The sequence below is a fragment of the Pseudoalteromonas sp. M58 genome (assembly GCF_042604605.1).
Lineage (GTDB): Bacteria > Pseudomonadota > Gammaproteobacteria > Enterobacterales > Alteromonadaceae > Pseudoalteromonas > Pseudoalteromonas tetraodonis.
In genome coordinates, this window is record NZ_CP152390.1 from 2,183,752 (window position 1) to 2,210,432 (window position 26,681).

At 38.2% G+C, this 26,681-nt stretch carries 22 protein-coding genes and 1 CRISPR repeat array (1 of these 23 running past the window's edge); of the genes, 11 read left to right on the forward strand and 11 right to left on the reverse strand.

The window, feature by feature from the left end:
* Positions 1-298: 298 nt before the first annotated feature.
* The 3 genes from AAGD16_RS10135 to AAGD16_RS10145 all read right to left on the reverse strand — a co-directional run bounded on the left by AAGD16_RS10135 (position 299) and on the right by AAGD16_RS10145 (position 6,597).
* The gene (locus tag AAGD16_RS10135; protein WP_013465377.1) at positions 299-994 is read right to left on the reverse strand and encodes a 2OG-Fe(II) oxygenase family protein; all 696 of its coding nucleotides are present in this window, start codon (positions 992-994) and stop codon (positions 299-301) included.
* A 66-nt stretch (positions 995-1,060) separates the two neighbouring features.
* Positions 1,061-3,832, reverse strand: a complete 2,772-nt coding sequence (locus AAGD16_RS10140) for a TonB-dependent receptor plug domain-containing protein (RefSeq protein WP_377111494.1) — start codon at positions 3,830-3,832, stop codon at positions 1,061-1,063.
* A 416-nt stretch (positions 3,833-4,248) separates the two neighbouring features.
* Positions 4,249-6,597, reverse strand: a complete 2,349-nt coding sequence (locus tag AAGD16_RS10145; protein WP_058155509.1) for a DNA polymerase II — start codon at positions 6,595-6,597, stop codon at positions 4,249-4,251.
* 60 nt (positions 6,598-6,657) lie between these two features.
* Here AAGD16_RS10145 and dinG point away from each other — a divergent pair, with 60 nt between their 5' ends.
* From dinG to AAGD16_RS10175, 6 genes are read left to right on the forward strand one after another with little or no spacing between them, the layout of a single operon-like run.
* The gene (dinG, locus tag AAGD16_RS10150; RefSeq protein ID WP_377111498.1) at positions 6,658-8,733 is read left to right on the forward strand and encodes an ATP-dependent DNA helicase DinG; all 2,076 of its coding nucleotides are present in this window, start codon (positions 6,658-6,660) and stop codon (positions 8,731-8,733) included.
* On the forward strand, positions 8,733-9,509 hold the full coding sequence (locus tag AAGD16_RS10155) for a TSUP family transporter (protein WP_058154995.1): 777 nt from the start codon (positions 8,733-8,735) through the stop codon (positions 9,507-9,509). Before dinG ends, AAGD16_RS10155 begins: the two co-directional genes overlap by 1 nt.
* Position 9,510: 1 nt before the next feature.
* Entirely contained in the window at positions 9,511-10,119 is a 609-nt protein-coding gene (locus AAGD16_RS10160) for a primosomal replication protein (RefSeq protein WP_377111501.1), read from the forward strand.
* A complete protein-coding gene (locus tag AAGD16_RS10165) occupies positions 10,119-11,006 on the forward strand; it encodes a histone deacetylase (protein WP_377111504.1) in 888 nt (295 codons plus the stop codon). Before AAGD16_RS10160 ends, AAGD16_RS10165 begins: the two co-directional genes overlap by 1 nt.
* 50 nt (positions 11,007-11,056) lie before the next feature.
* The gene (locus tag AAGD16_RS10170; RefSeq protein ID WP_013465384.1) at positions 11,057-11,329 is read left to right on the forward strand and encodes a late competence development ComFB family protein; all 273 of its coding nucleotides are present in this window, start codon (positions 11,057-11,059) and stop codon (positions 11,327-11,329) included.
* Complete coding sequence (locus tag AAGD16_RS10175; protein WP_081745130.1) at positions 11,322-11,474, forward strand: YbaM family protein; 153 nt, start codon at positions 11,322-11,324, stop codon at positions 11,472-11,474. The genes AAGD16_RS10170 and AAGD16_RS10175 overlap by 8 nt, the downstream gene beginning before the upstream one ends.
* A 2-nt stretch (positions 11,475-11,476) precedes the next feature.
* On the opposite strand, the gene AAGD16_RS10180 is transcribed toward AAGD16_RS10175, so the two are convergent.
* A complete protein-coding gene (locus AAGD16_RS10180) occupies positions 11,477-12,004 on the reverse strand; it encodes a sel1 repeat family protein (RefSeq protein WP_377111509.1) in 528 nt (175 codons plus the stop codon).
* A 243-nt stretch (positions 12,005-12,247) separates the two neighbouring features.
* Positions 12,248-14,404: an exonuclease domain-containing protein gene (locus tag AAGD16_RS10185; protein ID WP_377111512.1), complete on the reverse strand. Its 2,157-nt coding sequence runs from the start codon at positions 14,402-14,404 to the stop codon at positions 12,248-12,250.
* 486 nt (positions 14,405-14,890) lie between these two features.
* Here AAGD16_RS10185 and AAGD16_RS10190 point away from each other — a divergent pair, with 486 nt between their 5' ends.
* From AAGD16_RS10190 to AAGD16_RS10205, 4 genes are all read left to right on the forward strand, one after another.
* Positions 14,891-16,315, forward strand: coding sequence for a sugar porter family MFS transporter (locus AAGD16_RS10190; RefSeq protein ID WP_377111515.1), 1,425 nt, complete (start codon positions 14,891-14,893; stop codon positions 16,313-16,315).
* 202 nt (positions 16,316-16,517) lie between these two features.
* Complete coding sequence (locus tag AAGD16_RS10195) at positions 16,518-17,777, forward strand: OmpP1/FadL family transporter (RefSeq protein ID WP_377111518.1); 1,260 nt, start codon at positions 16,518-16,520, stop codon at positions 17,775-17,777.
* A gap of 3 nt (positions 17,778-17,780) precedes the next feature.
* Entirely contained in the window at positions 17,781-18,194 is a 414-nt protein-coding gene (locus AAGD16_RS10200; RefSeq protein ID WP_036981994.1) for a YeeE/YedE family protein, read from the forward strand.
* A 3-nt stretch (positions 18,195-18,197) separates the two neighbouring features.
* Entirely contained in the window at positions 18,198-18,599 is a 402-nt protein-coding gene (locus AAGD16_RS10205; protein ID WP_377111521.1) for a DUF6691 family protein, read from the forward strand.
* 74 nt (positions 18,600-18,673) lie between these two features.
* Here the strand turns inward: AAGD16_RS10205 and AAGD16_RS10210 are convergent, their stop codons facing one another.
* The 6 genes from AAGD16_RS10210 to AAGD16_RS10235 form a co-directional block, all read right to left on the reverse strand.
* Entirely contained in the window at positions 18,674-21,430 is a 2,757-nt protein-coding gene (locus tag AAGD16_RS10210) for a response regulator (protein ID WP_377111524.1), read from the reverse strand.
* A 485-nt stretch (positions 21,431-21,915) separates the two neighbouring features.
* Positions 21,916-22,230, reverse strand: coding sequence for a hypothetical protein (locus AAGD16_RS10215; RefSeq protein ID WP_377111527.1), 315 nt, complete (start codon positions 22,228-22,230; stop codon positions 21,916-21,918).
* Between the two features lie 141 nt (positions 22,231-22,371).
* The gene (locus tag AAGD16_RS10220; protein ID WP_377111530.1) at positions 22,372-23,064 is read right to left on the reverse strand and encodes a hypothetical protein; all 693 of its coding nucleotides are present in this window, start codon (positions 23,062-23,064) and stop codon (positions 22,372-22,374) included.
* Positions 23,065-23,192: 128 nt separating this feature from the next.
* Complete coding sequence (locus tag AAGD16_RS10225) at positions 23,193-23,768, reverse strand: SEC-C metal-binding domain-containing protein (RefSeq protein ID WP_377111533.1); 576 nt, start codon at positions 23,766-23,768, stop codon at positions 23,193-23,195.
* Between the two features lie 327 nt (positions 23,769-24,095).
* Positions 24,096-24,854 carry a hypothetical protein gene (locus AAGD16_RS10230; RefSeq protein ID WP_036956182.1) on the reverse strand — a complete coding sequence of 253 codons (759 nt, stop codon included), beginning with the start codon at positions 24,852-24,854 and terminating at the stop codon, positions 24,096-24,098.
* A 274-nt stretch (positions 24,855-25,128) separates the two neighbouring features.
* Positions 25,129-25,872: a hypothetical protein gene (locus AAGD16_RS10235; protein WP_036956181.1), complete on the reverse strand. Its 744-nt coding sequence runs from the start codon at positions 25,870-25,872 to the stop codon at positions 25,129-25,131.
* Positions 25,873-26,048: 176 nt separating this feature from the next.
* Between AAGD16_RS10235 and AAGD16_RS10240 the strand changes: the two genes are divergently transcribed.
* Entirely contained in the window at positions 26,049-26,585 is a 537-nt protein-coding gene (locus AAGD16_RS10240; protein WP_377111537.1) for an antitoxin Xre/MbcA/ParS toxin-binding domain-containing protein, read from the forward strand.
* 36 nt (positions 26,586-26,621) lie between these two features.
* Positions 26,622-26,681: a CRISPR direct-repeat array (repeat unit 24 nt) (it continues 206 nt past the right edge of the window).

The window sequence follows — 26,681 nt, forward strand, 5'->3', positions numbered from 1 at the left end:
AAAAGTTAAATAAACGATTTAAATTAAAAGTATACTTTTAAAACAATTAATTATTTAATATCAAAAGCTTGGGCTAATTATAAAGTTTAAATACTAAATAACTTAAGTAATTATTTTGTATGAGGTAGTTATCACAATACTTGCTTTATTTAGAGCAAATAATAATTTTTTCATCTATCAATTTCTTAGAATTACATGGCTCCTCGTCTAAATAGAATTTTACTGATTACCTATTACTCATATTAATAAAGATGTTAATTAGTCTTAATAAAACTAACTTGGCGTCGCTTAAATAATATTATTTTAAGTTAAACCAGCCAGTAATTGAGTATCTTGCAGCACGAGCAAATGGAGTTACATAAGAAACAGAATGTGGTAATTGCACATCAAAAAGGGATAAAACATTACTTTTGGGCATAAACGTCTCTGTCAGCTTTCCATCCATTTCATAAAAATGTAACAAACCACCCCAGTCTGGGTGCCACTGTGGTGTAAAACCAAAAACAAAAGCGATTGCTCTTTGCTTTGTAGGGAGTACATCATTATGTCGTGTCAAAAAATTCCCTGGTACATAGCGTGTTAATTGCACACTTGCACTTTTTAAACCCTTTACACCTGTAACATCACTAATCAATTTTAAAACTTCTTGGCCATTAAGATAATTAAATAGATCCTTTAGTAACTCATCTTTTTCATTCTGAGTTATTTCATATCGCCCATAAAAAAAGCCAACCCCTTTACTCGCATTTTCATAAATAGTCTGCTGAAGCGCTCTCATTTTATTGGGAGACATATTTTTTAATTCATCATCTGATGATTGAATGTATTGGCCATTTAAAGAATATGCATTCAAATAAGGAATATTGTGTTTTAATTTTTCTGTAATTTTAGAAAAACCATCAAACTCTAAAACACTATCAACCATAATTCTCTTATTTTTAGAGTATTCCCTATGTAAATTAACTACATCAATATTTTTATTTAGTTGAATCATAAATATTCCAAAAATAAAAAAGCCACTAAAAAGTGGCTTTTAAATAAAGTTTAAGTTTCTAAGTTATTAGAACTTAATTGTAGCTCGTACATATACAAAGCGATCCATATTAACGTCGTACTCTGTAACAGAGAAGTTGTTAGTTGAGATTGCAAAGTCATTGTTAGTGTATTCACGAGAAGGTTCTTTCGCGAATAAGTTCTCAATACCTACACTAATTTTAGTGTTGTAAGCGTCTAGCGCATAACCTACAGATACATCATGTACAAAGTAAGAACCAATGTAATCAGCCATACCTGGGTAATTTTCTGCGCCGTAAGCTATGTCATAGTAGTTTTGCATACGGTCAACATAACGTGTTTGCCAATGCGCATCAAAGTCACCTTGAGACCAATCTAGAGCAAATGTGCCTTTATATTCAGGATAACCAGCATCACCATACTGCACGCCTACTTGATCTTCGCCATCGAACTCGTTAGTCATTACATAAGACAAATCAAGAGATGTTCTGAAGCTACCGTACTCAGTATCAAACTTGTATGCAGTATAAAAATCTATACCTTCAACATTGTAGGTACCTGAGTTTTGTAGGAAGTTACGTAAATCAACGATATTACCGTTAGCATCACGGTCAATGTAATCACAAGAAGATGCATTACTTCCTGAAGTACACTCGTTCAATATACGATTAGAACCGTAACGACCAATTGAGTTTTCAACTTCGATATCGTAGTAATCGATTGTGAATTCTAAACCATCAACATAGCTTGGGTTATAAACAATACCAAACGTTTTAGATTCTGATTCTTCTGGTTGTAAATCTGGAGAAGAAACGCGAGTTTCACGAATCTGTGTATTAGCTTGCGTGTAACCATTTGGTACGCCAGCACAACCAGGTAGGCTTGGAACAACACCTTCTACAGAGTTACACGGGTCTGTTAATGTAGGGTATGCATCTGCATTACCTGCATATAAGTCAGAGATTGAAGGAGCTCGGTAACCTTCAGCCCAAGTACCACGAAGAAGTAAATCATCCATTGGACGGTATTCAACACCAACTTTAGCTGTAGAGTTGCTACCATATGCACTGTGGTCAGAGAATCTAATTGCTGGTGCAATAGTTAAACCATCAAATACTGGAATTGAAAGCTCTACATAAGCTTCATCTAAACGGAAGCCACCTGAAGTTGCATCACGTTGGTTACCTGAAGTTTCACCACTTTGAGTTAGTGGATCAGGCGTATCGTAACCTGACTCTTCACGACGTTCAAAGCCAACGGCCATACCTACAACACCTGCAGGTAACTCAAATGCATCACCAGCAAAGTTTACTGTGTAATCTTTAAGTTCTAAACCTTCACGAGAAACACTGTCAAATGTTACAAAATCAACCATATCTTGTGTAATTGAGCCAGCACCACCAAATAGGTTAAGTGGTACACAAGAAGTAGATGCATTACAGTTGTCACCTAATGCTTGGTTTATACGAGTAAGGTTAAGTAGACCTGTTGTTAAAACGTCTTGGCTATTCTTACCATAAATGTAAGAAGCATCCCAAACCCAAGATGTATCACCAATACCGCCCTCTAAACCAACCATTGCACGGTAAGTAGTATCATTTTGTCTGTAAATACGGTTACCAGCTTCTACAAAACGACGTTGACCAGCAAATGGGATATAACCTTCTACACCTGAGCGAGAAGCATCACCATACAGTGTTTCACCAAATGGGTTGTAGATATTATTTTCGTGGATGTCTACTCGGCTAGCTGCTGCACCAAAAGATGCACCAATTGTTAATGGCATCGCTGCAAGTAGCTGTGAAGATTTACGGTTAGTCATCATGAAATCTGAAACGAAACGAACGTCATCACTTAAGTCATAAAAAGCTTGAACATAAAAACTGTTACGCTCTTGTGGCGTTGCAAGGTAGTTTTCAGGCGCGTAGTTGTAAACATCACCAGCTCGGTCACGGAATGAATCTAAACCTACAGCTGAACCTGCACCATTAGGAACTAAATCAAAACCAGCGTTTGACTTACCAGCGTTGTTTTCAGTGTAACCTTGAGCAAGTAAGCTATCTCGAAGATCAGGGCTGATTGCACTTGAAGTAAGACGTAAACGGCCTTTTTCAGTTGTAGAGCTGTTACCCATAGAAGAAATATCGCGATCACCTGCCCAAATTTCTTGTTGAGTTACATGGCTAGCATTAAACATTAAGCCACCGCGGTCTGAAGTAGTACCAACAGTGATGTCTGCAGAATACTGGCGACCATCGTTGTACTTTAAGTTTTCACCACCGTATACAGAAACCTCAACACCTTCAAAATCTTTACGAGTGATGATATTTACAACACCAGCAATAGCATCAGAACCGTAGATTGCAGAAGCGCCGTCTTTAACAACTTCAACACGTTCAATCGCTGACGATGGGATTGTGTTTAAATCAACTGTAGAACCTAAAGATGAAACCCAGCGCTTACCATTTACTAATACAAGAAGACGTTGTGCGCCTAAGTTACGTAAATCCATGTTTGTTGCGCCAGTACCACCGTTATTAAAGGCAGTATTAAGTGCAGCACCCGCAGCTGGAATTTGTTGAAGAATGTCACCGATGCTTAATTGACCACTAACATTTAAATCATCACGGCTAAGAACTAAAACCGGGCTAGCACTTTCTAAATCAGTACGCTTGATGCGTGAACCTGTAACCTGAATACGTTCAACTTTTTCTGCGCCTTCTTCTGCAGCAAATGAATTTGCTGAGAAAGCAGCAGTAGAAGCTGCACCAAAAGCGATCGCTAAGCGAACTGCTTTTGAAACTTTGTTATTTAACATTTGATTCTCCCTAGAATACTATTTGTTTTTGTATTTTTTTGATCACACCTTGTTAATTAATTTGTGATCACGCTTCAGATGATAATACTTCAAACACAAGGCGGTCAACATTAAATTAACTTTAAAAGCACTTTGCATGACTTTTCATTATCATTTTTGGCGGTATTTTATTAGTTTTTTAAATTAATTTATGGATACGATTTAGAAACAAACTTGATAATTAGAAACAACATCATGGTAAACAATTGATTTTTATGAGTTTTAATAAATGATTTTTTAAATTACGCTTTGTATTCTTTTTAGATAAAATTGTAACCAAGGCCACAATTGTTAATTTACCTTTAAATTTTTTATTCACCTTTGAAGTTTATAGGCGAATAATTAACTATAAAAGACTTTTTAAGCTCATAGTTAAGCTAAAACAACGAGGCTTGTGTAGATTCAGATGCTGTGTTTAATGCGCTTAATATCATTTGCGCAACAGGGTCGAGCTGTCTTTGAATGTACAGTGGGTAGTTCAGAGTGTTTTTACCGCTATAAAGCTCAGCGCCGGTTACTGCGTAAACATATTCAATCACTTGCCCGCGTTTTATTTCAAACTCAGGATGATTCGCTTTGTATTTTTTAACAGCTTGAACATGAGGAGGAATATTTTTGATGTAATCGTTAAGGTGCTGCCCTAACCGCTTTCTATATACTAATTTACGGTCGAACTCACCATTATAAAGTTTTTGAGTGTAGCTATTTATAATATCGTGCAGTTGCTGTATTTCGAAGTTGTCAGTAAATAACGTCTCAAATAATTGTGTTTGAAACTCTTGTGCAAACTCAGTCCAGTCACTACGTACCGTTTCCATACCTTTAAATACCAGTTTTTTTTCATTATTTTTGGTTACTTGCCCTACATATCGCTTTTTAGAGCCTGTTTTTTTACCTCGTATAGTTGGCATAAAAAACGGACTGTAATGAGTTTCAAATTCAATTTCTAAATAACTATGTAAATCATAGCGTTGTTTTAAATCAGCTTGCCACATGGTATTAATATGATGAACAAGTTGGCAGCCAATTTCGTTGCATTGCTCAGGGCTTTTATCTTCACAAAGTTTTACAAACGTAGAGTCGGTATCACCATATATCACCTCAAAGCCTTGCGCTTCTATCCATTTACGGGTTGTTTGCATTATCTCATGGCCACGTAACGTGATAGAACTCGATAAGCGCGGGTCGTAAAACCGACAACCCTTAGAGCCGAGTACGCCATATAAACTATTCATAATAATTTTAATCGCTTGTGAGAGCATAGGTTGATTAGTGTCTTTTGCCTCTTGGCGAGTTTGTGTCAGGTGTGCAATTAATTTGGGTAGATGGTGCTGCGTTCTTGAGAATAACGCCTGATTAAACCCTTCAACCGCTTGCTCTGGTGCATTTAACCCTGCGATTAAACCTAGTGGGTCAATACAAAACGTACGCATAATTGAAGGGTATAAGCTTTTAAAATCCAATACCAAAACGTTTTTATACAGCCCTGGAGTCGACTCCATCACATAGCCACCGGGGCTCTCAAATGAGAGCCCATGATCGCCTAAATTGGGTGCAACATAACCACTGCGATGCAATAACGGTAAATATAAGTTTGTAAATGCGGCAACCGAGCCCCCCATGCGTTCCAGTTCGAGCCCTGTTATTTGGGTTCTGACAATGGCAAATTCAAATAGCTTTAATTTTTCGAAAATTTGATTAACCAAAATACAATCTTGACGATTATAAGCCGCTAGAGAAAACTTATCTTCGTTAAATTGACGAACAATTTCAGTTAGTCGGTTGTCGGTTTTTATTAATTTAGATTCGTTAAGCACACGCTCTGCAACATTGGCTAATGAAAAGCTGTCAAATCGGTAAGTGGCATTTTTTAATGTATCAATGCCATCAATGACGCACCGCCCTGGGAGCGTTAATCGGGTGTAATGACCCTTATTAATATATAAAGGTTGATTATCTCGACCAAAGTTTAGAGTAAGCCCTAACGCCTCAGCGCGTTCTTGCAATAAACTAAAATCAAAATCAATAACATTCCAACCAACAATAACATCGGGGTCATTATTTATAATGTACTGCTGCAGCTTGGTGAGTAGGTTAATTTCGTCATAGCACCAGTCTATTTCAAATGTCGAGTCGCTCTGCAGCTGTTGCTCACCTATCATCAATACACAATCTAAACCATTTCCCACCAGTGCAACACTAAATAACACCCCATCGCCATTACATTCTATATCCAAAGAAACAGACGTAAGCGTTGGCGTGTAATCTTTGTTTGCTTTTAACTTTGCGTCACTAATTTCAATAAAGCCATTTTTAGTTGTGGCGTTACCCGTTACCCACACACCTCCTTTAATAAAGCGCTCCATTAAAAAGCGGTCACTGTGGCGTACATCGGCTTCGTAAATAGGCATTGCTTGCTCTAAAAGAGCGCGTGCAGTATATAAACTTTTTATATCGTTAAAGTAACAGGCAACACATTCGTTGCCACTAAAATGACACAACTCAACCTTATTAAACTGCGCTTTTATATTTGCCTGTGCGAGTAAAGTATTTGCAGTATGTTGCGCTGACAATGGGATGAAAAACACTGCCTGCTGGTTTTCAATAATAACTTTAAGTGGGCCATGTTCAGAGCTTAGCCAATAGCACAAAGTAATACCTTGCGTATTTTTAGCGCTGTATTGTTGCCTTGATAAAATAAAGCCCTGATAGATTGCTTGTGTCAATGTTCGATCCCACTTAATATATACACTGTAATTATATACATATTTTAGGTTAATCATCACATGCTATCGAGCTCACTAAAAAAAACAATTAGACAAGTACACCAGCATGTTGCAAATAACCTAACCGATTACCGCCCTCGCAGTAGTCAAAACTATTTAGTTGCTGAAATCGCCAAAACATTAGCCGGTGAATACCATAAAAAACAACGTATTTGTGTTATTGAAGCAGGCACAGGCACCGGAAAGTCATTAGCTTACTGCCTAGGCGCTCTGCCACTGGCATTAGCACAAAAAAAGAAACTGGTTATTTCTACGGCTACTGTGGCTTTGCAAGAGCAGTTAATCGCTAAAGAACTGCCGTTTTTTAAAAAGCACTCAGGACTCGATTTTAAATTTGATTTAGTCAAAGGTCGCCAACGTTATATCTGTGCGCACAAACTTTATAATGCACTAAACAGCGATAGCCAAACTCAAATGGAGTTTATGCCTACCCTTACATCGCCATTAAGCGATATGGAAACTAAGTGCTTAAAACAACTTTACGATGCCTATATCAATAAAAAATGGCAAGGTGATAGAGACAGCTGGGCCGATACCATTCCTGATAGAGTATGGGGGCTCATTGCTTGTGATAAGCATGCCTGCCAACGTCAGATGAAAGCACACCAAACATGTCCTTTTCAACTCGCCCGCCAGCAGTTAATGCAAATGGATGTATTGGTTATAAACCATTCGTTACTGTTAGCCGATTTAGACTTAGGGGGCGGAAAAATTTTACCCGAGCCCGACAACACCATTTATGTAATCGATGAAGCGCACCACCTTGCACATATTACCCGCGACTTTTCATCTGCTGCAGCTACGATAAAAGGCACGATAGATTGGCTCGACAAACTTACTAAATTCAGTGGCAAAATGGCCAAAGTGTTAGTGGGTCAAAAAGGCATTGGGCAAAACTTTAAGTTATGCGATAGCGTTAACGATGCCAACAAAGATTTAAAAGTGGTGCGCGATATACTCGACAACGCCGATTTTGAATATTCAAAAGACGATACCTATCGCTTTGAACATGGTGAAATTCCTAAATCGTTACACGCAAAAGCAAAAGACATTAGCGAAGCCACGCTTGATGCATTACGGTGTTTAAATAAGATGCACGATACCCTCACCCAAGATGTAAGCGACGGTGATATTAAACCTTATGTTGCCGACCCCATTCTGGCTGAAAGTGGGCAATACATAAACCGGTTAGAACAACTTAATAAATTATGGTTTAGTTACGCTACTAAAGGCGAAGGCACACCGCATGCGCGATGGATAAAACGACTTGAATATAAAAGCCATCATGATCACCTGCTTAGCGACTGCCCTATTGAAGTCGGTTACTATTTAAAAGATAAGCTATGGAACGAATGTGCTGGAGCCGTGTTATGTTCAGCTACCTTGAGCGCACTCGGTTCATTTGATCATTTTGCCTATGAAAGCGGCCTTGCCAAAGAGGAAGGGGTGAAATTTATTAAAGTCCCCTCTCCGTTTGACTACCCAAAACAAGCCACTTTACGCATTCCGGCCTCAAGTATAGAGCCAACAGATAAAGAGTTTAGCGATCATATTGCTAAAACATTACCCGAGTATCTAAACACTAAAAAAGCCAACTTAGTGTTATTTGCCTCTTACTGGCAAATGGACCATGTAAGTAAGTTTCTTAGAACAAAAGGATTTAACTTATTAGTACAAGGTGAAATGTCACGAGAAGCTTTACTCAAATTACATACTAAAAATATTGATGAAGGCAAAGGCAGTATTTTATTTGGTACCCAAAGTCTTTCTGAAGGGCTTGATTTACCTGGAAAATATTTAGAAAACCTGATTATTACCAAAATTCCGTTTGCGGTGCCCACCTCGCCAATAGAAGAAGCACAAGCGGAGTTTGTGCAAAGTAAAGGGGGGAATCCGTTTTTATCGATAACCGTCCCAGACGCAGCAAAGAAATTGGTACAAAGCTGTGGTAGACTGCTGCGCAAAGAAAGTGATGCAGGCACAATAACTATTTTAGATAGACGCCTAGTCACCAAACGATATGGCAAAGCCATGCTTGACACCTTACCACCTTTTAAAAGACAAATAGATTACTGATGTTTGAACTTGCACTCGACCCAACAACTTGGGCTATTTTATGTGGCGTTGCACTTTTAGCTGGCTTTATTGATGCTATTGCTGGCGGCGGTGGATTACTCACTGTACCAGCACTGTTAACGGCAGGATTACCTCCTCATTTAACGCTTGGCACTAATAAATTGGCCGCCAGTTTTGGCTCGTTAACGGCCAGTATCACCTATTATAAAAAACAACTATTTAACCCACGATTTTGGTTTGCTTCTATTATGGCTACCGCCATAGGTGCTTTGTTAGGCACACTTATTGTTGATCATTTAAGTATCGAGTTTTTAAATAAGCTCTTACCCATTATTATTATTTTAGTGGCTTGCTACAGCTTGTTTGGTAATTTAAGTACCACACAAAGTGATTATCTGCCTAAATTAACCCGCACAATAAAAGTAAAACAGTGGCTACAAGGATTAAGCCTAGGTTTTTTTGATGGTTTAGCTGGGCCTGGAACGGGAACTTTTTGGACTGCCTCAAACGGTATGCTTTATAAAATGAGTTTGCTACTCAATTGTGGTTTGGCGCGTTCAATGAATTTTGTTTCTAACTTCATCTCTCTGATCACCTTTGTTGCACTTGGCCATGTTAACTTTTTACTGGGAATTACAATGGGCTTCTTTATCATGCTTGGTGCATGGTTTGGCGCACATTCAGCTATTCGTTTTGGCAGTAAATTTATTCGTCCAGTATTTAATACGATGGTTATACTTTTAGCATTAAAACTAATTTACGAGGCATACTTTTAACATGCAACCTGCCGCTTTAGACAAACTACGCCAACAAGTTGCCACGCTTAAGCAACAGGCAGAGCAATTTGACAAAGCAAAGCTTTTTTCTAAAAATCGGTATATGCAGGCACAGCCGAGCCTATTTGACAGAGCCGTATTTAGTACCAAAAGCATGAACTTGGTTGATTACGTAGTAGAAATAGAAGATGAAATAGCCAGCCTACCACCGAGCGATCACCGCCATGCCTACACTTACGCACTTGAGCGCATTGCTAGTCAGGTACAAGCGGTCTTTAATGTAATTAAATCGACCCCTATTTGGGTGAAAGAAAACAAAAGTCATTATAAGCCCCGAGCAAAACAGCCTATTTATAAGCAAGCGGTGCAAAAAATAATGCAGTCATCCCATGAGCTGTATGATGAGCTTAAGCAAAACCATGAGTTTGAACGCCGCCTAGTACTGATGATTGAAGAGCGTAAGTTACAAATGGAAAAAGCATCACCTGCGCAAGCACAAAAACTTAATCAAGAAATTTTAACCACTCATGCACGACTCGGCCGTTGTAGAAAAGCAATTTCTGCCACCGAAGACAAAATTCAACAAGTAGAAAAACAACAGTTACGCTAATGCAGCTTTATTATCACCATCTGTACTCGCAATTAGAGTTACCTGAGCGCCATCGCTTTCCAATTAAAAAGTATCAGCAGCTCAAGCATGAAGTTGAATTTTTAGGCTACACCCAATTTATATCACCTTCGCCAGCAACAACAGCACAATTAAAATTGTGTCATAGCTCAGAGTACATCGCTGATTTTTTAAATGGCTCGTTAACTGACAAAGCAGTTAAAAAAATGGGATTTCCTCACTCTCCTGAACTTGTTGAGCGAACCCTTTACTCTGTTGGTGCTAGCATTCAAGCCGCTGAAAGTGCAATTAAAAGTGGTTTAGCGGCTAATTTAAGTGGCGGTTATCATCATGCTTACAGCAATTACGGCAGTGGCTTTTGTATTTTTAATGATTTAGCCATTGCTGCAGCCCACCTTATTGCAACGGAGCAAGCCGACACCGTATTAATATTTGATTGTGACGTGCATCAAGGTGACGGCACAGCACAAATAACCCAGCACCATGAGCACATAATTAGCTGCTCAATTCACTGTGAACAAAACTTTCCTCGACAAAAGCAACACTCAACCTATGACTTTGCCTTACCTGCAAACACCACAGATGCAGAGTATTTAACAACACTAGAGCAAGCTCTTGAGTTATGTGTTCGCCTCCACCAGCCCGATATTATTTTATATAATGCGGGCGCCGATATTTATACCAAAGACGAACTTGGCTTATTTGATGTTTCTTTGGCTGGCGTATACGCGCGTGACTTTGCCGTTCTTAACTTTTGTAAGCAGCGAAACATCCCGCTTATGTGCGCTTTAGGTGGTGGTTATCAGCGTAACATCAATGTTTTAGTCAGTGTCCATAAACAACTATTTAAAGCGGCTCTCGATTTATAACAGTCCTTGGTATAGACTCATTAAAGACAATAACAAAGAGTGACTGGAATATGCGATTAGATGACGACATACATAATTTTTACGAAAAACTCGTTTTAGAAGAAATAGAAAAACGTAAACTTAATGAGCGTTACAACGACGATGTAATGGCTGACTTTTGCTGTACCGTACTCAATCAATTACCCCCACGTTATATTCGATACGATGTAGATATGGCATTTTATTTAACTCAAACAGATCGTTTAGATATGCAGCAACGCGTTGAACTTGCTATTAATTTTGCGATTGATCAGATTGCTAAAAAGAAAGATATTAATGAGTAACCCGCTAGAAGACGCCCCTACACACGTAAAACTGGCTGTTGATTTAATTATGATATTAGAGCAACACGACGTAGAGCCCGAAGAAGTATTAAAAGCGCTCGATATCGTAAAAAGTGATTTTGAGAAAAAGCTAGTTAGTAACTAGCTTTACTCTATTGTTTGTATTTCATGAACGGTGACAATACCATCGTGTTTATTACAATCAATTTTAATTTCGCCGAATGTTCGTCTCGGTGATGTTGACCTACGGCAGGTCATGTTTTGAGCTTTAACACCAAACTGCTCAGTATAAACGGCAACAATTGCATCTATTTCTTGTTTGTCTTCTGTTGTCGCTGCGGCATAAAAAGTATCATATTGTTGTGACCAATTTTCAACGCCAGCTTCTGCTGCAACACCTAACCACCCCATACCAAGCTTAGTTGATTGCTCTAAATATTGCCCTTTTAAAAACATAAACGCTAGGGTGTATTGTGCACTTTTATAACCCAATGCAGCAGGCTCTTCTAAATAGTTAAAAGCTTCTTCAAACTCCCCTTTTTTGTATGCCTTAACACCATTATATTCTTTTTTCTTCATGGTATTATCGCTGTAAAGACTTATTGGTGACGAATTACAGCCAGTTATTAAAGCCATCAATACCAGCAAAGTGGCACTCAATTGTCGATGATTCATTATTATCCTTAATTTATTATTGTTTTTGCCCAGAAACATATACCACTTTTAAAACACCCGCCCTAAAATATGTTAGCATAAATTTAACATTATCATGGGATTGCAAAGCTTACAGCGATTATTTTATTAGCGCAGTTTTAATCGCCCATTAAAAATAGATAAACCTAATTTTTTAATACCCTGTATTTATACACAAGGCACTTTACCACTTTAAGCAAAATACTTTTAACTGACGTAAATCTATCACTGACTGTCCGTTTGCTGAACCAGTAATAATAACTGCGCGGCCGCTTTGGCATCGTCTAATGCACGGTGATGATTGGTTAAGTCTAAATTAAAGTGTGCAGATAAATTTCCCAGCGAATACGACTTTAATCCCTTAAATGCTTTGCGTGATTCAACGACTGTACACAGTTTCGGCATTTTAAAATTAATCCCTATCCTCTCAAGCTCTTTTTTAATAAAGCCATAATCAAAATTAACATTATGCGCCACAAAAATACTGCCTGAGAGCTGATTCAGTAACGGCGCTGCAATATCGCTAAATATGGGCGCATTGCTTACCATGGCATCGTTAATGCCTGTAAGCGAGGTAATAAAGCGCGGGATGGGTCGCTCTGGGTTTATCAATGTGGTCCATGTATCAACTATTTCGCCCTGCTTTACTTTAACAATACCAATTTCGGTAATGCGGTTACCGCCTTTGAGGCCTCCTGTAGTTTCAATATCTACCACACTATAAATACGGTTAGGGTCTACATACCACTTCACCGCTGCAATATTGACTTTAAAACCACTGTTTTTTAAATTATCGATGCTCACTAGCTGGTTTCTTTTAAGCTTGTCTCCGGGCGCTTTTACCTCCTCAAAATGAACTGCGCTGTTATCAACAATCATTAAATCGGGGTAACCATCTTTTAATTGTCGGTAGTTTTTTGCCATGTTTTTTAAATGGCTTAATAGCGCATTTATCGGGCTGTTTAAAATAAGCATCTCTAATGGCTTTAATACATCTTTGTGCCATCTAAATAAGCCATTTGGTTGCTCATAATACTTCGCTGCATGGTTACACACTAAACGCAGCAGTTTTTGGGTACTATTACACGCAGCCAGCCGCGCTTCTATTTGTGAGGATTGATTTAAATAAAAGGTGTCTGTTTTTAAGGCTTGCGGGTAAATATCAAATTCATTACAAGGCGGTGTCGGGGTTTCAATAAAAAGCTCCTGCCAAAAAACCAGCGCAAATAAGCTTTGCCACAAAGTATTTTCAGTATAAAAAACCTGTTTGCCTTGACGAGTGTAGTGATCACTTACACCTAACTCAACATCGCCACGGTAAAGTTCATCAACTTCTATAATACAGCGTGTACTGGCTAACATTTCACTAAGCCGTGAGCGTGTTTGCTTGTTAAATTTGCGCATTAAAAAGTCATCCGCAAAGTACAGTAACTCATCGGTGAGCGGATTTTCTATAATTTTCTCAAGTTGCGCCTTTACCCATTCTTTATTACCTAAACGGTATTGCTCTCTTATTTGAATTTCTAGTGCGTGCGCATCGTCTTCGCAGGCATTAAGTACATCAAACGCTAATACAGGGTTAGTTGTTTTTAGTTGCTTATAAAGTATGACCAATAACTTATTCTTTAGCTCTCGAGCTACAACCCCTACTGCTAATTCATTTATTAACTGTTTTGCTAACGTCTCATTTTCATTGTCATCTTTCGCGTTTTTAACGGCTAACCGAAAACGGTTTAACACATAGTTAGATTGCGCTTCCTCAATTGAGTCAAAGCGAGACAAACTTTCATTATGCCCTTGCCTAACAGGAGTTACCCCTAAATCTCTTAGTACAAACCGATTTTGATGATTAACATCACCGGCACTGAGCCTGCCAATATACAAAAACTCAAAATACTGGTAACACTCATCTCTATTATTGATCACATACTGATTATACAAATGCGAAAGACGCTCTGGCTTAGATTCAAAAAATGAAATAGCGACTTCAACTAAACAACTTTTAGCTGCACTTTTTTTAAATAATGGTGGCTGCTCTTGTTGAGATAACAACTCAATTAAGGCCGGCTTTGTTAGGTGACTAAGCAGTTGCTTAGCGTCTGCTTGTGAGGGTTCATATACTAATCCGGCTGTTTTTAAATTAAAAAGTGACTGATAAGGCGAAATAATCTCTTCATAATTTAATGACTGAGTTTGCACTAAATAAGGCTTACGAGAATAAATACGTGCTAGCATGCATTGGCTTTGCTCGTCGAGGGTGTTTATTTTATTAATAAATGTAATGTGCTTTTGCTCAAGTAAATGCATACATTTATCGCTCACAAAGCCTATTAGCTCTTTAAAATGTGCCAAATAATATTTTGCTGGTAACTCTTTTCTCATAAAAACCGCCAATACTGTATATAAAAACAGTATAATTGTTTGAGCGCTTTTAGCAACCCAATTAGGAGTTAATAGCCTTTTAGAATTTAAATTGATTCAATCTCGGGCGCTTTAATTTCAGCGAGGTTTGTTACTTAATAAACTAAGTTAAAACCGAGCACCCTTTTTATACCCTGCACCTTATCTTCACCTGTGTAGATAGCAGAACCCTTCAAGCAGTGCGTGTTTAACATTAACGAAGCGTTAGTACCTATTTACGGGCATTCACATGGCAAAAGATCTATTTTGCTTAAAAACCAAACACACTGCTGAAACTTCAATCTCAAAAGATAAACAGACCCTCGCGCAACTCAATTAATTTATTTATGCATACGTATTACTATTGAAATATCTTTTTTAGCGTGATTACTCTGTGCTAAGGTTGCCCGCAAATTATTAGTGGTACTTTAACTTCATTACACATAATAAAAATTAGGATTGAACAACATGACAACACAGCATGCAACTAAAGGTGAGCAAAGCGCACAGACAAAGTGCTCACTTTTATACGTTATTTTTATATCGGCTGTTGCCGCCATTGGTGGCTTTTTATTTGGTTTTGATTCAGGCGTTATAAATGGCACTGTATCGGCATTAGGTAATACATTTAACTCAAGCAGTGTAGCAACAGGGTTTAATGTTGCCTCTGTTTTACTTGGTTGTGCGCTGGGTGCTTTAGCTGCTGGCCCATTAGCTGACAAATTTGGCCGTCGCGCTATTATGATTGTCACTGCACTTATATTTGCTATCAGTGCATTTGGCTCTGGTATTGCTGATAGCTCAGCTGAGTTTATTTTTTACCGCTTATTTGGTGGATTAGGTATAGGTGCGGCATCTGTTTTAGCGCCGGCTTATATTGCAGAAGTAGCACCTGCCAGCTTACGCGGCCGTTTAGCAACACTGCAGCAGCTTGCTATTGTTCTTGGCTTATTTGCTGCCTTTTTAAGTAACTACCTAATTGCTAATGCCGCAGGCGGTGCCGAGGGTATTTTACTGTTAGACTTAGCTGCATGGCGCTGGATGTTTTGGGCTGAACTAGTTCCTGCAGGCTTATTTTTAATTGGGGTCTTGTTTATTCCTGAGTCACCGCGTTACTTAGTCGCACAAGGCAAGCTTAAACACGCTAAAACTGTATTTAATAAAATTTCAAACGATGATGCTGATGCGCAAATCAATGACGTAAAGCAGTCTCTGAAAAGCGATAAAAAACCAAGTATTCGCGATTTATTTATCGATGGCAGTAAAAAGGTACACCCTATTGTTTGGATGGGTGTGGCCTTGTCAGTGTTTCAACAATTTGTTGGTATTAACGTGGTATTTTATTACGGTTCAGAACTTTGGCAAGCCGCTGGTTTTGATGAATCACAATCACTGTTTATAAACGTGCTTGCGGGTACCACTAATATTTTGTCTACTTTTATTGCTATTGCTTTAGTTGATAAAGTGGGACGTAAGCCATTGTTACTGGTAGGTAGTATAGGTATGTTTATTAGTTTAAGTGCACTTACCTACACCTTTGGCAGTGCAGGCCTTGATGAAGCGGGCAAGTTAGCACTTAGCGAAAATATGGGTACCTTTGCTTTAATAATGGCTAACCTGTTTGTGGTATTTTTTGGTTTAAGCTGGGGCCCAATTGTGTGGGTACTGCTTGGTGAAATGTTTAATAACCGCATTCGCGGCGCCGCGCTTGCAGTTGCTGCTAGTGCGCAGTGGATAGCTAACTTTGCTATTACTATGACCTTCCCTATCATGCTAGGTAGTATTGGTTTAGCAGGCGCCTATGGCTTTTATACCCTCTCGGCGTTTATTAGTGTGTTTTTTGTAGTTAAATACATTAAAGAGACACGCGGTATGAAATTAGAGTCAATGTAATCACTTGGCTGGAGTAAAATAGCGCTTAATAATGCTGTTTTACTCCAGTGTATTTAACCCTCCTTTGTAAGCCCTTTCATTTACCTGTTCCTCATCCACAAACAATATGCTTTTTTAGTATATATAATCTTTTAAAGTTCTTTTTTGGAATATAAAAAGTTAGCTATTGTTCGCCAACTTTCTCTACTTAGTCTCAATTTAAATGAAAAAACAGTTACTCTCAGGCCTTGTTTTCACCTCTGCGTTAAGCACATTTAATGTATTTGCAACGAATGGCTATTTTACTCATGGCTACGGTATGACTCACAAAGGCATGGCAGGTGCTGGTGTAGCGTTATCAGAAGAATTAATGTCAGGTGCAAATAACCCGGCTACTTTTTCAGCTAATGGCACGCAAATGTCGGTAGGCATAGAATTATTTGCTCCTGAGCGTAACTACACCGCTGCAAAGGTCGATGAATACTTTCCCAATGCACTGTATTTGGACGCAACCACCAAAAAAAGTGATAACAGCTTATTTGCAATTCCCGAATTTGCTATTGGCCATCAACTAAATGAGCGCATTAATATTGGCCTATTAGTTTATGGTAACGGCGGAATGAACACAGAATATGTGGCTGATTCTGCCCCTCAAGGCACATTTTATGGCGGCACCACTGGTGTTGACTTAAAACAGCTATTTGTCAGCCCAACCATGAGCTATCAATTAAATGAACAAATACGCCTAGGTGTATCTGCTATTTATGTAGTGCAACAATTTGAAGCACAAGGTTTGGCAAATTTTGCCGCCTTTTCGCAAAAGCCAGAGGCGCTGTCTAATAATGGCGTTGATACCAGCACAGGCATTGGAATGCAACTTGGGATCAGCCACATTATTAACTCGTCACTTAGCTGGGGCGCCAGTTACCGTTCATCAGTGTCTATGGATGAATTTGACCGTTACAGCGGCCTGTTTGCAGAGCAAGGCGGGTTTGATTTACCAAGCTCTATTCAGCTCGGTACCGCTTGGCAGTTTTTACCATCGCACCAAGTGGTGTTTGATTGGCAAAAAATAAATTACAGTAAAGTAAAAAGTATCGCCAACCCTATTACTAATTTAATGTCAGCGCCACTAGGGGCTGAAGCCGGAGCAGGCTTTGGTTGGCACGATATGAATATTTATAAACTGGGTTATCAATGGCAACGCACTGAGCAACAAAAAATTAGGTTTGGTGCTTCTTATACCGAGCAACCCATTCCATCATCTGACATTTTATTTAATATTTTAGCGCCCGGTGTGCAAGAATGGCATTTTACAGCAGGCATTAGTCATGCGCTTAGTGACGCGGTGCAATTTAACGCAATGGCTTTTTATTCACCCTCTAAAAATGTAACAGGTGCAAACTATTTAGCGCCTAATCAACAACTATCAATTTCAATGGAACAATCAGGATTGGGTGTATCCCTTGCTTGGAGGATTTAAACGATGACAACCGAATTCACACCACTATCTGGGGCTATTGGCGGTGGTTTAATTGGTCTAGCCTGCGCGTTATTACTGGTTTTATTTGGTAAAGTAGCGGGAATTTCAGGGCTTATAAAATCAATTTTTAATCCACTGGCAGCAGCTTCTCGTTGGAAACTGTGTTTTGTGATGGGGTTATTACTAGCAGGTGTATTTATACAATTATTTGCCCCTGAGCTGTTAGTAGGCGAATTAAACTTATCGCCTTGGATGATTATTATTGCAGGGCTTTTGGTCGGTGCGGGGACCACGTTAGCGAATGGCTGCACCAGTGGTCACGGCGTATGTGGTATGTCTCGCTTTTCGGCTCGTTCATGGGTATCAACCTGTACGTTTATGGCAATCGCCATTATCACCGCTAATTTAGTAGGGTAAATCATGCACGCAATTATTACGCTTATTTTAGGGTTTGTATTTGGTTTGGGACTAATTATTAGTGGCATGACCAACCCTGATAAAGTGCTTAACTTTCTCACCTTTAATCAGCAATGGGACGGTAGCTTAATTATTGTCATGGCCGTTGCAATGGTCATTATGATGGGCGCATGGTTTTGGATGTCTAAAAAAGGCACGCCGTTGTTTAACGACAAACTAAGCCTTAGCGATTTAAAAAAGGTCGATACGCGGTTAATTACTGGCTCTATTTTATTTGGTTTAGGTTGGGGCTTAAGTGGCGTGTGTCCGGGTCCTGGGCTTGTACAACTGGTATCACTTAAAACAGAGTTTTGGTTATTTTTTGCTTCCGTACTTGGCGGTATGTGGCTAACCAAAAAAGTATAATATGAGTCGCCGAGCACGCCTCGGTCACTTAGCATGCTAACCGTGATCTATGCTGTGTGCTCTTCAGCTGCTGCTCAACTGAGTATATTACCAATCACTGTATATAAATCATCGCTATTAATGGGTTTGGCTATAAAGTCATCCATACCAACAATTAAACAGCGCTGCTTATCTTCTTCATAAGCATTTGCAGTGATCGCCACTATAGGTACTCGTAAGCCGGTTTTAATTTCAGTGGTTCTAATCGCGCGAGTGCATTCATAGCCATCCATGTTGGGCATTTGGCAATCCATTAAAATCAAATCAAACGACTGACTCTTCAATACTTCAAGCGCCTTTAAGCCATCTTCAGCCATTGTTAAACTCACTTTAGTAGGCTCAAGCATTTTTGCAATCACCTGTCGGTTAATCGCATTATCCTCTACCAACAGTATGCGTTTATCCAAAAGATTTGGCTGCGAAGCTGTTTTTTTAGGTAACTTTGAGGGAGCGTCTGCTGATTCTGGCGCACTAATACTAAACGTAAACGTACTACCTTTATCCTCTTCACTGTGTAAATGAATTTCACCGTCCATCATTTTTATTAGCTTTTGAGAAATAGCCAGCCCCAGCCCTGTTCCGCCATACTTACGAGCAACGCCCACATCTGCCTGGGTAAACTCACTAAATAATAATGATTGCTGTGCCTTTGCAATACCAATACCGCTATCTTCAACGCTAACCTGAAGTTTATTATCGTTATAATCGAACGATAATCGCACAAAGCCTTGCTCTGTAAATTTATACGCATTAGAGAGTAAATTAATAATCACCTGATTTAAGCGTAATTCATCAACACTAATGTACAGTGGTAAATTTGTGGTTTGAATTATGCTAAATTCCACCTCTTTAGTACTAACAATCGGCGTAAATAAAGAGCGTATATTTTCGATAAATGGAGCTAGCTGCGTGGGTCTACTATTTAGCTCCATGGCATTTGCTTCAATTTTAGAAAAATCTAAAATATCGTTAAGAATATTAAGCAAGTTTTTTGCGCTTTTTTGCTGCGTGAGCAACAACTCTTTTTGTTCATTACTTAAAGACTGCTCTCGAAGCAAAACCTCTCCCATACCTAATATGCCATTCATAGGTGTGCGAAGTTCGTGACTCATATTAGCTAAAAATTGTGACTTAGCGATATTTGCTTCATTAGCGAGTTTAACGGCTTGTGTTAGCTCAGTTGTTTGTTCTGCTACTTTATCTGCGAGTTGCTGATTAAATTGGCTAAGTTGTTTATTAAGGTCTTCATTTTTTACATTAGAGGCTTGCAAACTTTTGATTGAATGCAGAAGTGCATTGCCCAACATTTCAAACTGTTGCTGTAATTGCAGTACTTCGTACCAACTAGAATCGGTATTAAATACGTGTTTTTTAGTTTTACTAAAGCTGTTGATTAAATTAGTTAACTCTATGATGGGTTTAACCAGCAAATGGGTGAATTTATAAATAAATAATACCACCAGTGCAATGGAAAATAGCCCCAGCAACATAGTGGGTAACCAAGCAGCCACTACCACCAAGCTTAAATATTTACGATTATAGAGCGATATAACCTGCCACCCTGTGGTGTCGTCAACATACTGATTTGTGTGGTACACCTCGTTATCGTTTGAGCGAAAAAGCTGATTACCACTAAAACGTTGGATACTAAGATCCTGCTGCTTAAAATCAGTCAGCGCAGCAAACTGACTTAACGAGCTAAATACTACTTTTTTATCGGCATCAAGAACAAGTAAATCCCCTTTATACTCAAATAAATTGGGAATAAACCGCTCTAACTGATCTAGCTTGAGCGACCCCTCAACTACACCATAAAACTCATCATTTTTATAAATGGGAGCCGAAAGCGCAACAATAGGTTGATCGCCTAATCCTCTGCCTTGAAAAACGCCACTGCTGTAGCCTAACGGGAACTGCTGAGCCTGAGCGAAATAAGGACGATCATTAACATAACGCTGACTCTGACTTAAACCACTGAGCAATTCACTGGGTATACTTTTCTCAACATAACCTTCGGAGTTCGCATACAGACTAGTTGCAAAACCAGGGTATAAAGCCATTAGCCGCTCAAGCTGCTGCTGTATTGGTGCTCCGGCACTCATTGCATCACTGGTTATTACCATTGCATTTTTATGAAACAACAAATAGTCACTAAGCTGGGCACTGATCGAGCGTGATTTTTCTTTAAGTTGCGTATTTACTTCGTATTCTAAGCGCGAGTAATGCTGATTAACCAAAAAGACACTGGTGATCAAAACCACCAAAACAATAATGATACTGACAACATAACTTAATATACGGGCCAGAGGCTGCCCTTGATAAGCCCGGCTTGCGTGGGGAACAAACACACTCACTAAGTCGACCAAAGCTAACGCTATCATGGCATTGATAAAGTATTTTGAGGCAGCCACAACAAGCGTGAGCCAAGGTAGGCCTATAACAAAGTGACCCAAAACCCACACCAGTGGTAAGCCGACTAAAAACCAAAATACTGCACCTAAAGGAAGTATTGGCTTAGAACGCTTTAAGCAAAAGGTATAAAGCCAAAACAGCTCAAGCACATAAACAATACTGGTCCAGCTATGCCCCCAGCGATAAAATAAAAAACCAGTGACAATAGCTAAACTAAGGAGGGAATAACGAAGCCCAACAAACACTAAACTGAGTATTACAAACGTCTGACCAAATAAAAATTCAGAGCTATCAAAAAAATACAGAGGTAAAAGGTTAGCGCATCCCCCTAAAAGCCCTAATAATATAGCAAGCGCCCACTTATTCCTCTGAGACGTCATATTGACCCTTAATAGCTTATTTAACACCTGCGGCGTAAAGTATAATCACGAGTTTTAATTATTGCTCACTCATTAGCTATTGTCTATAAAGGTAAAAATTTAGCTAAGTGGGTATGATCTAGAATTAGTGTACGAATAATATAAATAAGAAATATTGAAAAATGGAATTTTAATACACCCAAATGTTGTTTGAAGTATAAGTTGACATAAGAACATATGCTTTTACTGAGCTACAGCGTCGTAAGTGAAGTATAACTTGGCATAATATTGAAGCGAAAAATGGCATAAAGTTACCAAATATAGGCTTTATGAGCTCAACCCCATAAAATCCTGCTAAGTTTAGTTGGCTACTATGTGCCATGAGCGGAAGATGGTAACGCCGTTTTAAGCAGCAAATTGCAGTTGGCTAAAGTAAGTGAGGCACGAACAAAAAGCCAACTGTAATTTGTCCGACTTAAAAACCCTTGTTAGGCATTACTTTTAACTTATTCTTTTTCTATCTGATTAACTGTTCTAATTGTGGTTTCAAGGCTTTCCAGTTGATCATCACTAAGCGCTTTAAAGAAACTGTCTTCGTTGTCCATTTCATCACAACTAACAATAGTTTTAATTGGAATTTTTATTTCTCCAGTGAGTTCACTTGTTATGGAAAGTTTACCAGTACAAGCTGCTGCTAATGCTGCTATATGTTGTTGTATTACGGTAGCTTGTTCCATTTTAATTTTTACCGTCTCTTCTCCTTGAGAACAACCAAACATAGCCCCACAAACCATCAATAATAAAACATTACTAAATTTCATTTAATTAACCCTTTATAAAATATAAATACTCAAACCTACGTTGTGATGCCTAACGCCGTATTAAGCGGACTAAAATTGTTGGTTGTAATGTAGAGCGAAGCGTAACCTAACCAACTGTTTTAGTTAAGTTTAAATGCATTTTTAAGCCTTAGGTATCGCGACTAAAGACCCATTTACCAACTCTATGTATTGACTATATGTTTTTAAAACATAGTGTAGGTAGCCTCGATGCAATACAACTTGTTTATTTTCATCAATTGATAAGCTATCTACATTCTCGCAATGCTCAATTATTTTAGCAATTTTATTTCCCGCATAATCAAGTACTTTGCCATCTTGATGAATAAGAGCATTTCTTAACTTGATTATTTTCTGGATTTCTTGCCAAGGAACGGATGTTTTATGCATATCGATTTTTACTATTTTAGACAGATACTTGGTTGACCTCTCAAGCCCCATGCCTTTTGTTTCTTCTAGCTTAATATCTAGTTTTTTCTCTTCACAACAAATAATGCATAATTTATCGAACTCATGCTCGAAGACCCCCATTAACGTTAAAAGAGCAGATCTACGTTGTAAGTTGGGAAAGTACTCATTAAAGACGGACTCTAGATCCCAACTATCACTAGCCAAGCCAGAGAATTCTGTAACTAAGTAGTCAAATTCTGGGGATAATTCATCTTCAATTACTACGTGCTTCTTATTCTCGCGAAAGTTGTTCATTTGAAGTGCAACTTGCTCTTCAGTCGAGTCAACAAAACCATAAATCAACTCAATAGTTGGTGCCATATAGCACAAATACCAATTTGCTCTTGTAGATCTAAGCTTTAACATATATTGCCTTCGTGAAATTTAATAATGAGGCTTAACGCCGCAATAAGCGGCTAAAATTGTGGGTTATAATGTGTAGCGAAGCGAAACTCACTGTTTTAGTCTCGTTTAATTGCCTTGTTATAGCGATTTCAGCCACAACATTTTTTATGTTTTTTACCAGAGCCACAATAGCAATAATCATTGCGCCCTGTGTTTTTAACAGCAAGTGCTTGGATTTGTGGGTATAAAGCCTGACAACTACCATTAATATCTTGAATTTCTGAGCATGAATTATCAAAGCTCATTAACCTTAACTCATCGTGTTTTTTATGTAGGTCTAGGTAATTATCTAGAACTTCATCGTATACCAACGCAATGAACCTGCTAGGCAAATATTCATTTTGAATAAGTTGATCTATTGAATTGTCAGGAGAAAACTTAACAGTATTTTTCCTATTTTCATTCAAAGTTACACATAAAAAAGAGTTGTCATCTTTTTTTACTAAAGCATGTGCGGTAAGTTGTATCGCTACATTACCTATGACCGTTATTAACCAACCAAACTGAAGTTCACCACCATGATTTTCAATGTACTTTGTAGTATTTTTTAAGCAATTTAACTCTTTCGAGTATTTTTGCCTTTCAATTGCAATAGGAGATAAATACTTTAACCCAGCTCTTTTAAGTAAGTCATTAGATATAGTTTTAGGATCAAACTTTCGCATCAAAGTGCATACTCCATTATTGCTATAACAACTTTATCAGAGGACACTTTCCCTTTTTTAGCGCGATAACGTTCTTATTTTATGAACTTATACTAATAGCAAATAGCGTAAACTATTGCCAACTATAAATATTATTCTTCCTGCTGCTTATATAAACATGTAAAAAAGAGGAAAGTTACCTCTTATTCTTACTAAGTTAATGACAACTTACATGATTGACTGCTTCTCGCTCTAAACCGACTAACGGCTATGTGCCATGAGCGGAATGGTAGTAAGCTGGTAACCGCCTCAGCCAAAAGGATTAACTGCCTGCTCTTTTTATGCAGGCTATAGCGCATTGATCTGTTTTTGCAGTGAGGACGAGAACTCTTTTATATCCTCTATTGCCTGATAAAAGTCTTGGGCATTTAAATTAATCGGTGCGTTATCTTTGCTGTAACCATTCCTGTGTACAATATCGTGGCGTAAGGTGGTTATTCTGGACACCTTAGATATATCGAGCTGTAATTTCACCCCAAGAACTTGCTCATAAATTTTCTTCACTTTAGGTATGTTATGAAACAAGATTTCGCTAACGTGCTTTAAAGCTAAGTTACAAATACTTAAATCGGTTCCAGCCAGCTCTGCAATTGAATACTTAGCTTTGCTCACTTCTTCTACATTTTTAATGGCATTGTGCAAGAATGCTTCACGCTCAGTAATGAGGGATTTTAATGTGTCAGCCAGAAATGATTCCAAAAGAGTAACTGCGTACGCATAAGACATTTTTACGATAATATTCGAGTGCAACATAAACGCCACTTTACTGGAATGACCTAAATTGCTTTCAGCCATTGCTTTTAGTGCATTTAACTCAACTGAAAAAAACTTGTGGATATTGGATGAACCATTTTCTTTTAACCACTTTATTTCGGCTTCCCATTCGGCTTCCTCCATTAGATGATCTTGATAGTTTGAATACTCATTTGCCAAGTCTTGCCATTCTTCTGAGTCCTCATCAAGCTGAACATCACTAAGCCTTTCACGAATCCATTGTTCTGCTTGCTCGTTTTGAACCTCAAACAGGTGATCTTTAATTGAGCTCAAAATTTACTCCTCGATGAAATGTTGCATAACGAGGCTGTAGAAAAACTCCAACAGCCAAATCCGATTAGAAAATGAGTTCCTGCAATTGACTCTAAGCATTTTTAAAGCATTAGGTAATGAATTTGGAACTCATAAACAGGCTGCTTCTCAAAAAGAGAGTAACTCTACAGCCTCAACGCTCACTTAAACGGATAAATATAGTTGGTTACAATGTGTATGGAAATGGAATGTAACCAACTGTTTTTGTTGCGTTTGAAGTACTTGTTAGCTTCGTTTAATCGTTGCCAACCTTTATAAATGGATTACCAAAACTTCGATCTTTTTTGATAACTTTTCCGACATATTTTTCTCTCACATCTGTTGGTGCTTTTTTTCCAACAAACTCCCAACGCTGACTAATATTTCGATTATCAAAACAACGAGTAAAATATTGCTGTGTTCCAGCTTTAACCCAAGAGTGGATTTGGTATACTTCTTTGATTAAGCCACCGTAAGTTGCGTATGCATATTTAATAGAATCATCTCTTGGTATATTTCTCCAGACACCTCTTGTTGATTCAAACAACTCTATCTCTGACATACCTGATTTGTATGTAGAATTTAATAAAAAAGCGAGCCCTTGATGTTCTTTTTGTATTTCAACAAGCTCACCAGATTTTAAATTATGAATTTCTTCAACCGTTGCTCTTCCCATTTCTGAGCCACTGCCACGAACTTTATTAGATAGCTCCCCAATTCCCAGTAAATCAATACATGTTGCTTCAATCAACTTAGCTGTTTTATCAGTTTTTATTCCATGCCTAAGAATATCGATACCAAGAGAGTTTTTTTCTAACAACCTTTCAATTACCTCCTTTTTTGGAGAGTCTTTTTTTTCCTTTAGATGCTGCAAGCATCGATCATTTACACCTTTGCCAATATAGAATGGGGTTCTCTTATCCCCATCTATCTCACATAAGGCGTAAATATAATGATCAATTGCTAATAACGACTTTTTGAATTTACTGAAATCCTGCATATGCACCCAGAGTAGCTAACAACTTTATCAGAGGACACTTTCTTAGCGAAAAAACGTCCTTATTTTGTGAACTTACATTAATAGCAAATAGTTTAAATCATTGCCAATTATAAATATTATGCTAAAAAAGAAAAAATATCCTCTTATTATAACTAAGTTAATGACGACTCACCTGAATGACCGGTTATCGCTCTAACCCGACTATCAGCTTAATATTAGAAGTGCTATTATTAAATATAACTTTTTCTGGCTTTGAGGTATGTATGCCTAGTGATATTCAACCTAGTGCTAATCATAAATTTGTAGATATACTCAGCAATGGAAAAGTTAATTTAAGCTTAAACCCGTTAGATGAAATTGAATTAATTCAGCGCGGTTTAGATATAAAAAGTGTTGAGAAGTTTAGGCTTCAGTTAGGTTGGGATATTCAATCCTTTGCTAAAGCAATTGGTACAAATACTAGAACTTTCGAAAGTCATAAAAAAGAGCATAAACGTTTAAATGCAACTTTGAGTGAAAATACCTTCGAGCTGGCTCATTTAGCATCAACTTGTATTGATTACTTTGAAAGTATTGAACGATGGAATAAATGGCTAAATACATGCTCCTTACAATTTAGCTCTAAAACACCTTTAACATTTGTAAATACAATTGCTGGTAGAAGGTTAATTAAGAACGTTATAAATAGCCTTAAATACGGTTATAACGCTTAAAAACATCCCAGCTTTTGCTGGGGTCTCTCTATTTAGCCTCTGCCTTTTCGGCAGTTAAAAGTCACAATTTGTGGTTATTCACTTCCCGGCCTAACT

What these genes read in the sequence shown, in the direction of transcription:
- AAGD16_RS10135 (WP_013465377.1), bottom strand. Translation starts at nt 994, where the DNA reads ATGATTCAACTAAATAAAAATATTGATGTAGTTAATTTACATAGGGAA.
- AAGD16_RS10140 (WP_377111494.1), bottom strand. Translation starts at nt 3,832, where the DNA reads ATGTTAAATAACAAAGTTTCAAAAGCAGTTCGCTTAGCGATCGCTTTT.
- dinG (WP_377111498.1), top strand. Translation starts at nt 6,658, where the DNA reads ATGCTATCGAGCTCACTAAAAAAAACAATTAGACAAGTACACCAGCAT.
- AAGD16_RS10155 (WP_058154995.1), top strand. Translation starts at nt 8,733, where the DNA reads ATGTTTGAACTTGCACTCGACCCAACAACTTGGGCTATTTTATGTGGC.
- AAGD16_RS10160 (WP_377111501.1), top strand. Translation starts at nt 9,511, where the DNA reads ATGCAACCTGCCGCTTTAGACAAACTACGCCAACAAGTTGCCACGCTT.
- AAGD16_RS10165 (WP_377111504.1), top strand. Translation starts at nt 10,119, where the DNA reads ATGCAGCTTTATTATCACCATCTGTACTCGCAATTAGAGTTACCTGAG.
- AAGD16_RS10170 (WP_013465384.1), top strand. Translation starts at nt 11,057, where the DNA reads ATGCGATTAGATGACGACATACATAATTTTTACGAAAAACTCGTTTTA.
- AAGD16_RS10175 (WP_081745130.1), top strand. Translation starts at nt 11,322, where the DNA reads ATGAGTAACCCGCTAGAAGACGCCCCTACACACGTAAAACTGGCTGTT.
- AAGD16_RS10180 (WP_377111509.1), bottom strand. Translation starts at nt 12,004, where the DNA reads ATGAATCATCGACAATTGAGTGCCACTTTGCTGGTATTGATGGCTTTA.
- AAGD16_RS10185 (WP_377111512.1), bottom strand. Translation starts at nt 14,404, where the DNA reads ATGAGAAAAGAGTTACCAGCAAAATATTATTTGGCACATTTTAAAGAG.
- AAGD16_RS10190 (WP_377111515.1), top strand. Translation starts at nt 14,891, where the DNA reads ATGACAACACAGCATGCAACTAAAGGTGAGCAAAGCGCACAGACAAAG.
- AAGD16_RS10195 (WP_377111518.1), top strand. Translation starts at nt 16,518, where the DNA reads ATGAAAAAACAGTTACTCTCAGGCCTTGTTTTCACCTCTGCGTTAAGC.
- AAGD16_RS10200 (WP_036981994.1), top strand. Translation starts at nt 17,781, where the DNA reads ATGACAACCGAATTCACACCACTATCTGGGGCTATTGGCGGTGGTTTA.
- AAGD16_RS10205 (WP_377111521.1), top strand. Translation starts at nt 18,198, where the DNA reads ATGCACGCAATTATTACGCTTATTTTAGGGTTTGTATTTGGTTTGGGA.
- AAGD16_RS10210 (WP_377111524.1), bottom strand. Translation starts at nt 21,430, where the DNA reads ATGACGTCTCAGAGGAATAAGTGGGCGCTTGCTATATTATTAGGGCTT.
- AAGD16_RS10215 (WP_377111527.1), bottom strand. Translation starts at nt 22,230, where the DNA reads ATGAAATTTAGTAATGTTTTATTATTGATGGTTTGTGGGGCTATGTTT.
- AAGD16_RS10220 (WP_377111530.1), bottom strand. Translation starts at nt 23,064, where the DNA reads ATGTTAAAGCTTAGATCTACAAGAGCAAATTGGTATTTGTGCTATATG.
- AAGD16_RS10225 (WP_377111533.1), bottom strand. Translation starts at nt 23,768, where the DNA reads ATGCGAAAGTTTGATCCTAAAACTATATCTAATGACTTACTTAAAAGA.
- AAGD16_RS10235 (WP_036956181.1), bottom strand. Translation starts at nt 25,872, where the DNA reads ATGCAGGATTTCAGTAAATTCAAAAAGTCGTTATTAGCAATTGATCAT.
- AAGD16_RS10240 (WP_377111537.1), top strand. Translation starts at nt 26,049, where the DNA reads ATGACCGGTTATCGCTCTAACCCGACTATCAGCTTAATATTAGAAGTG.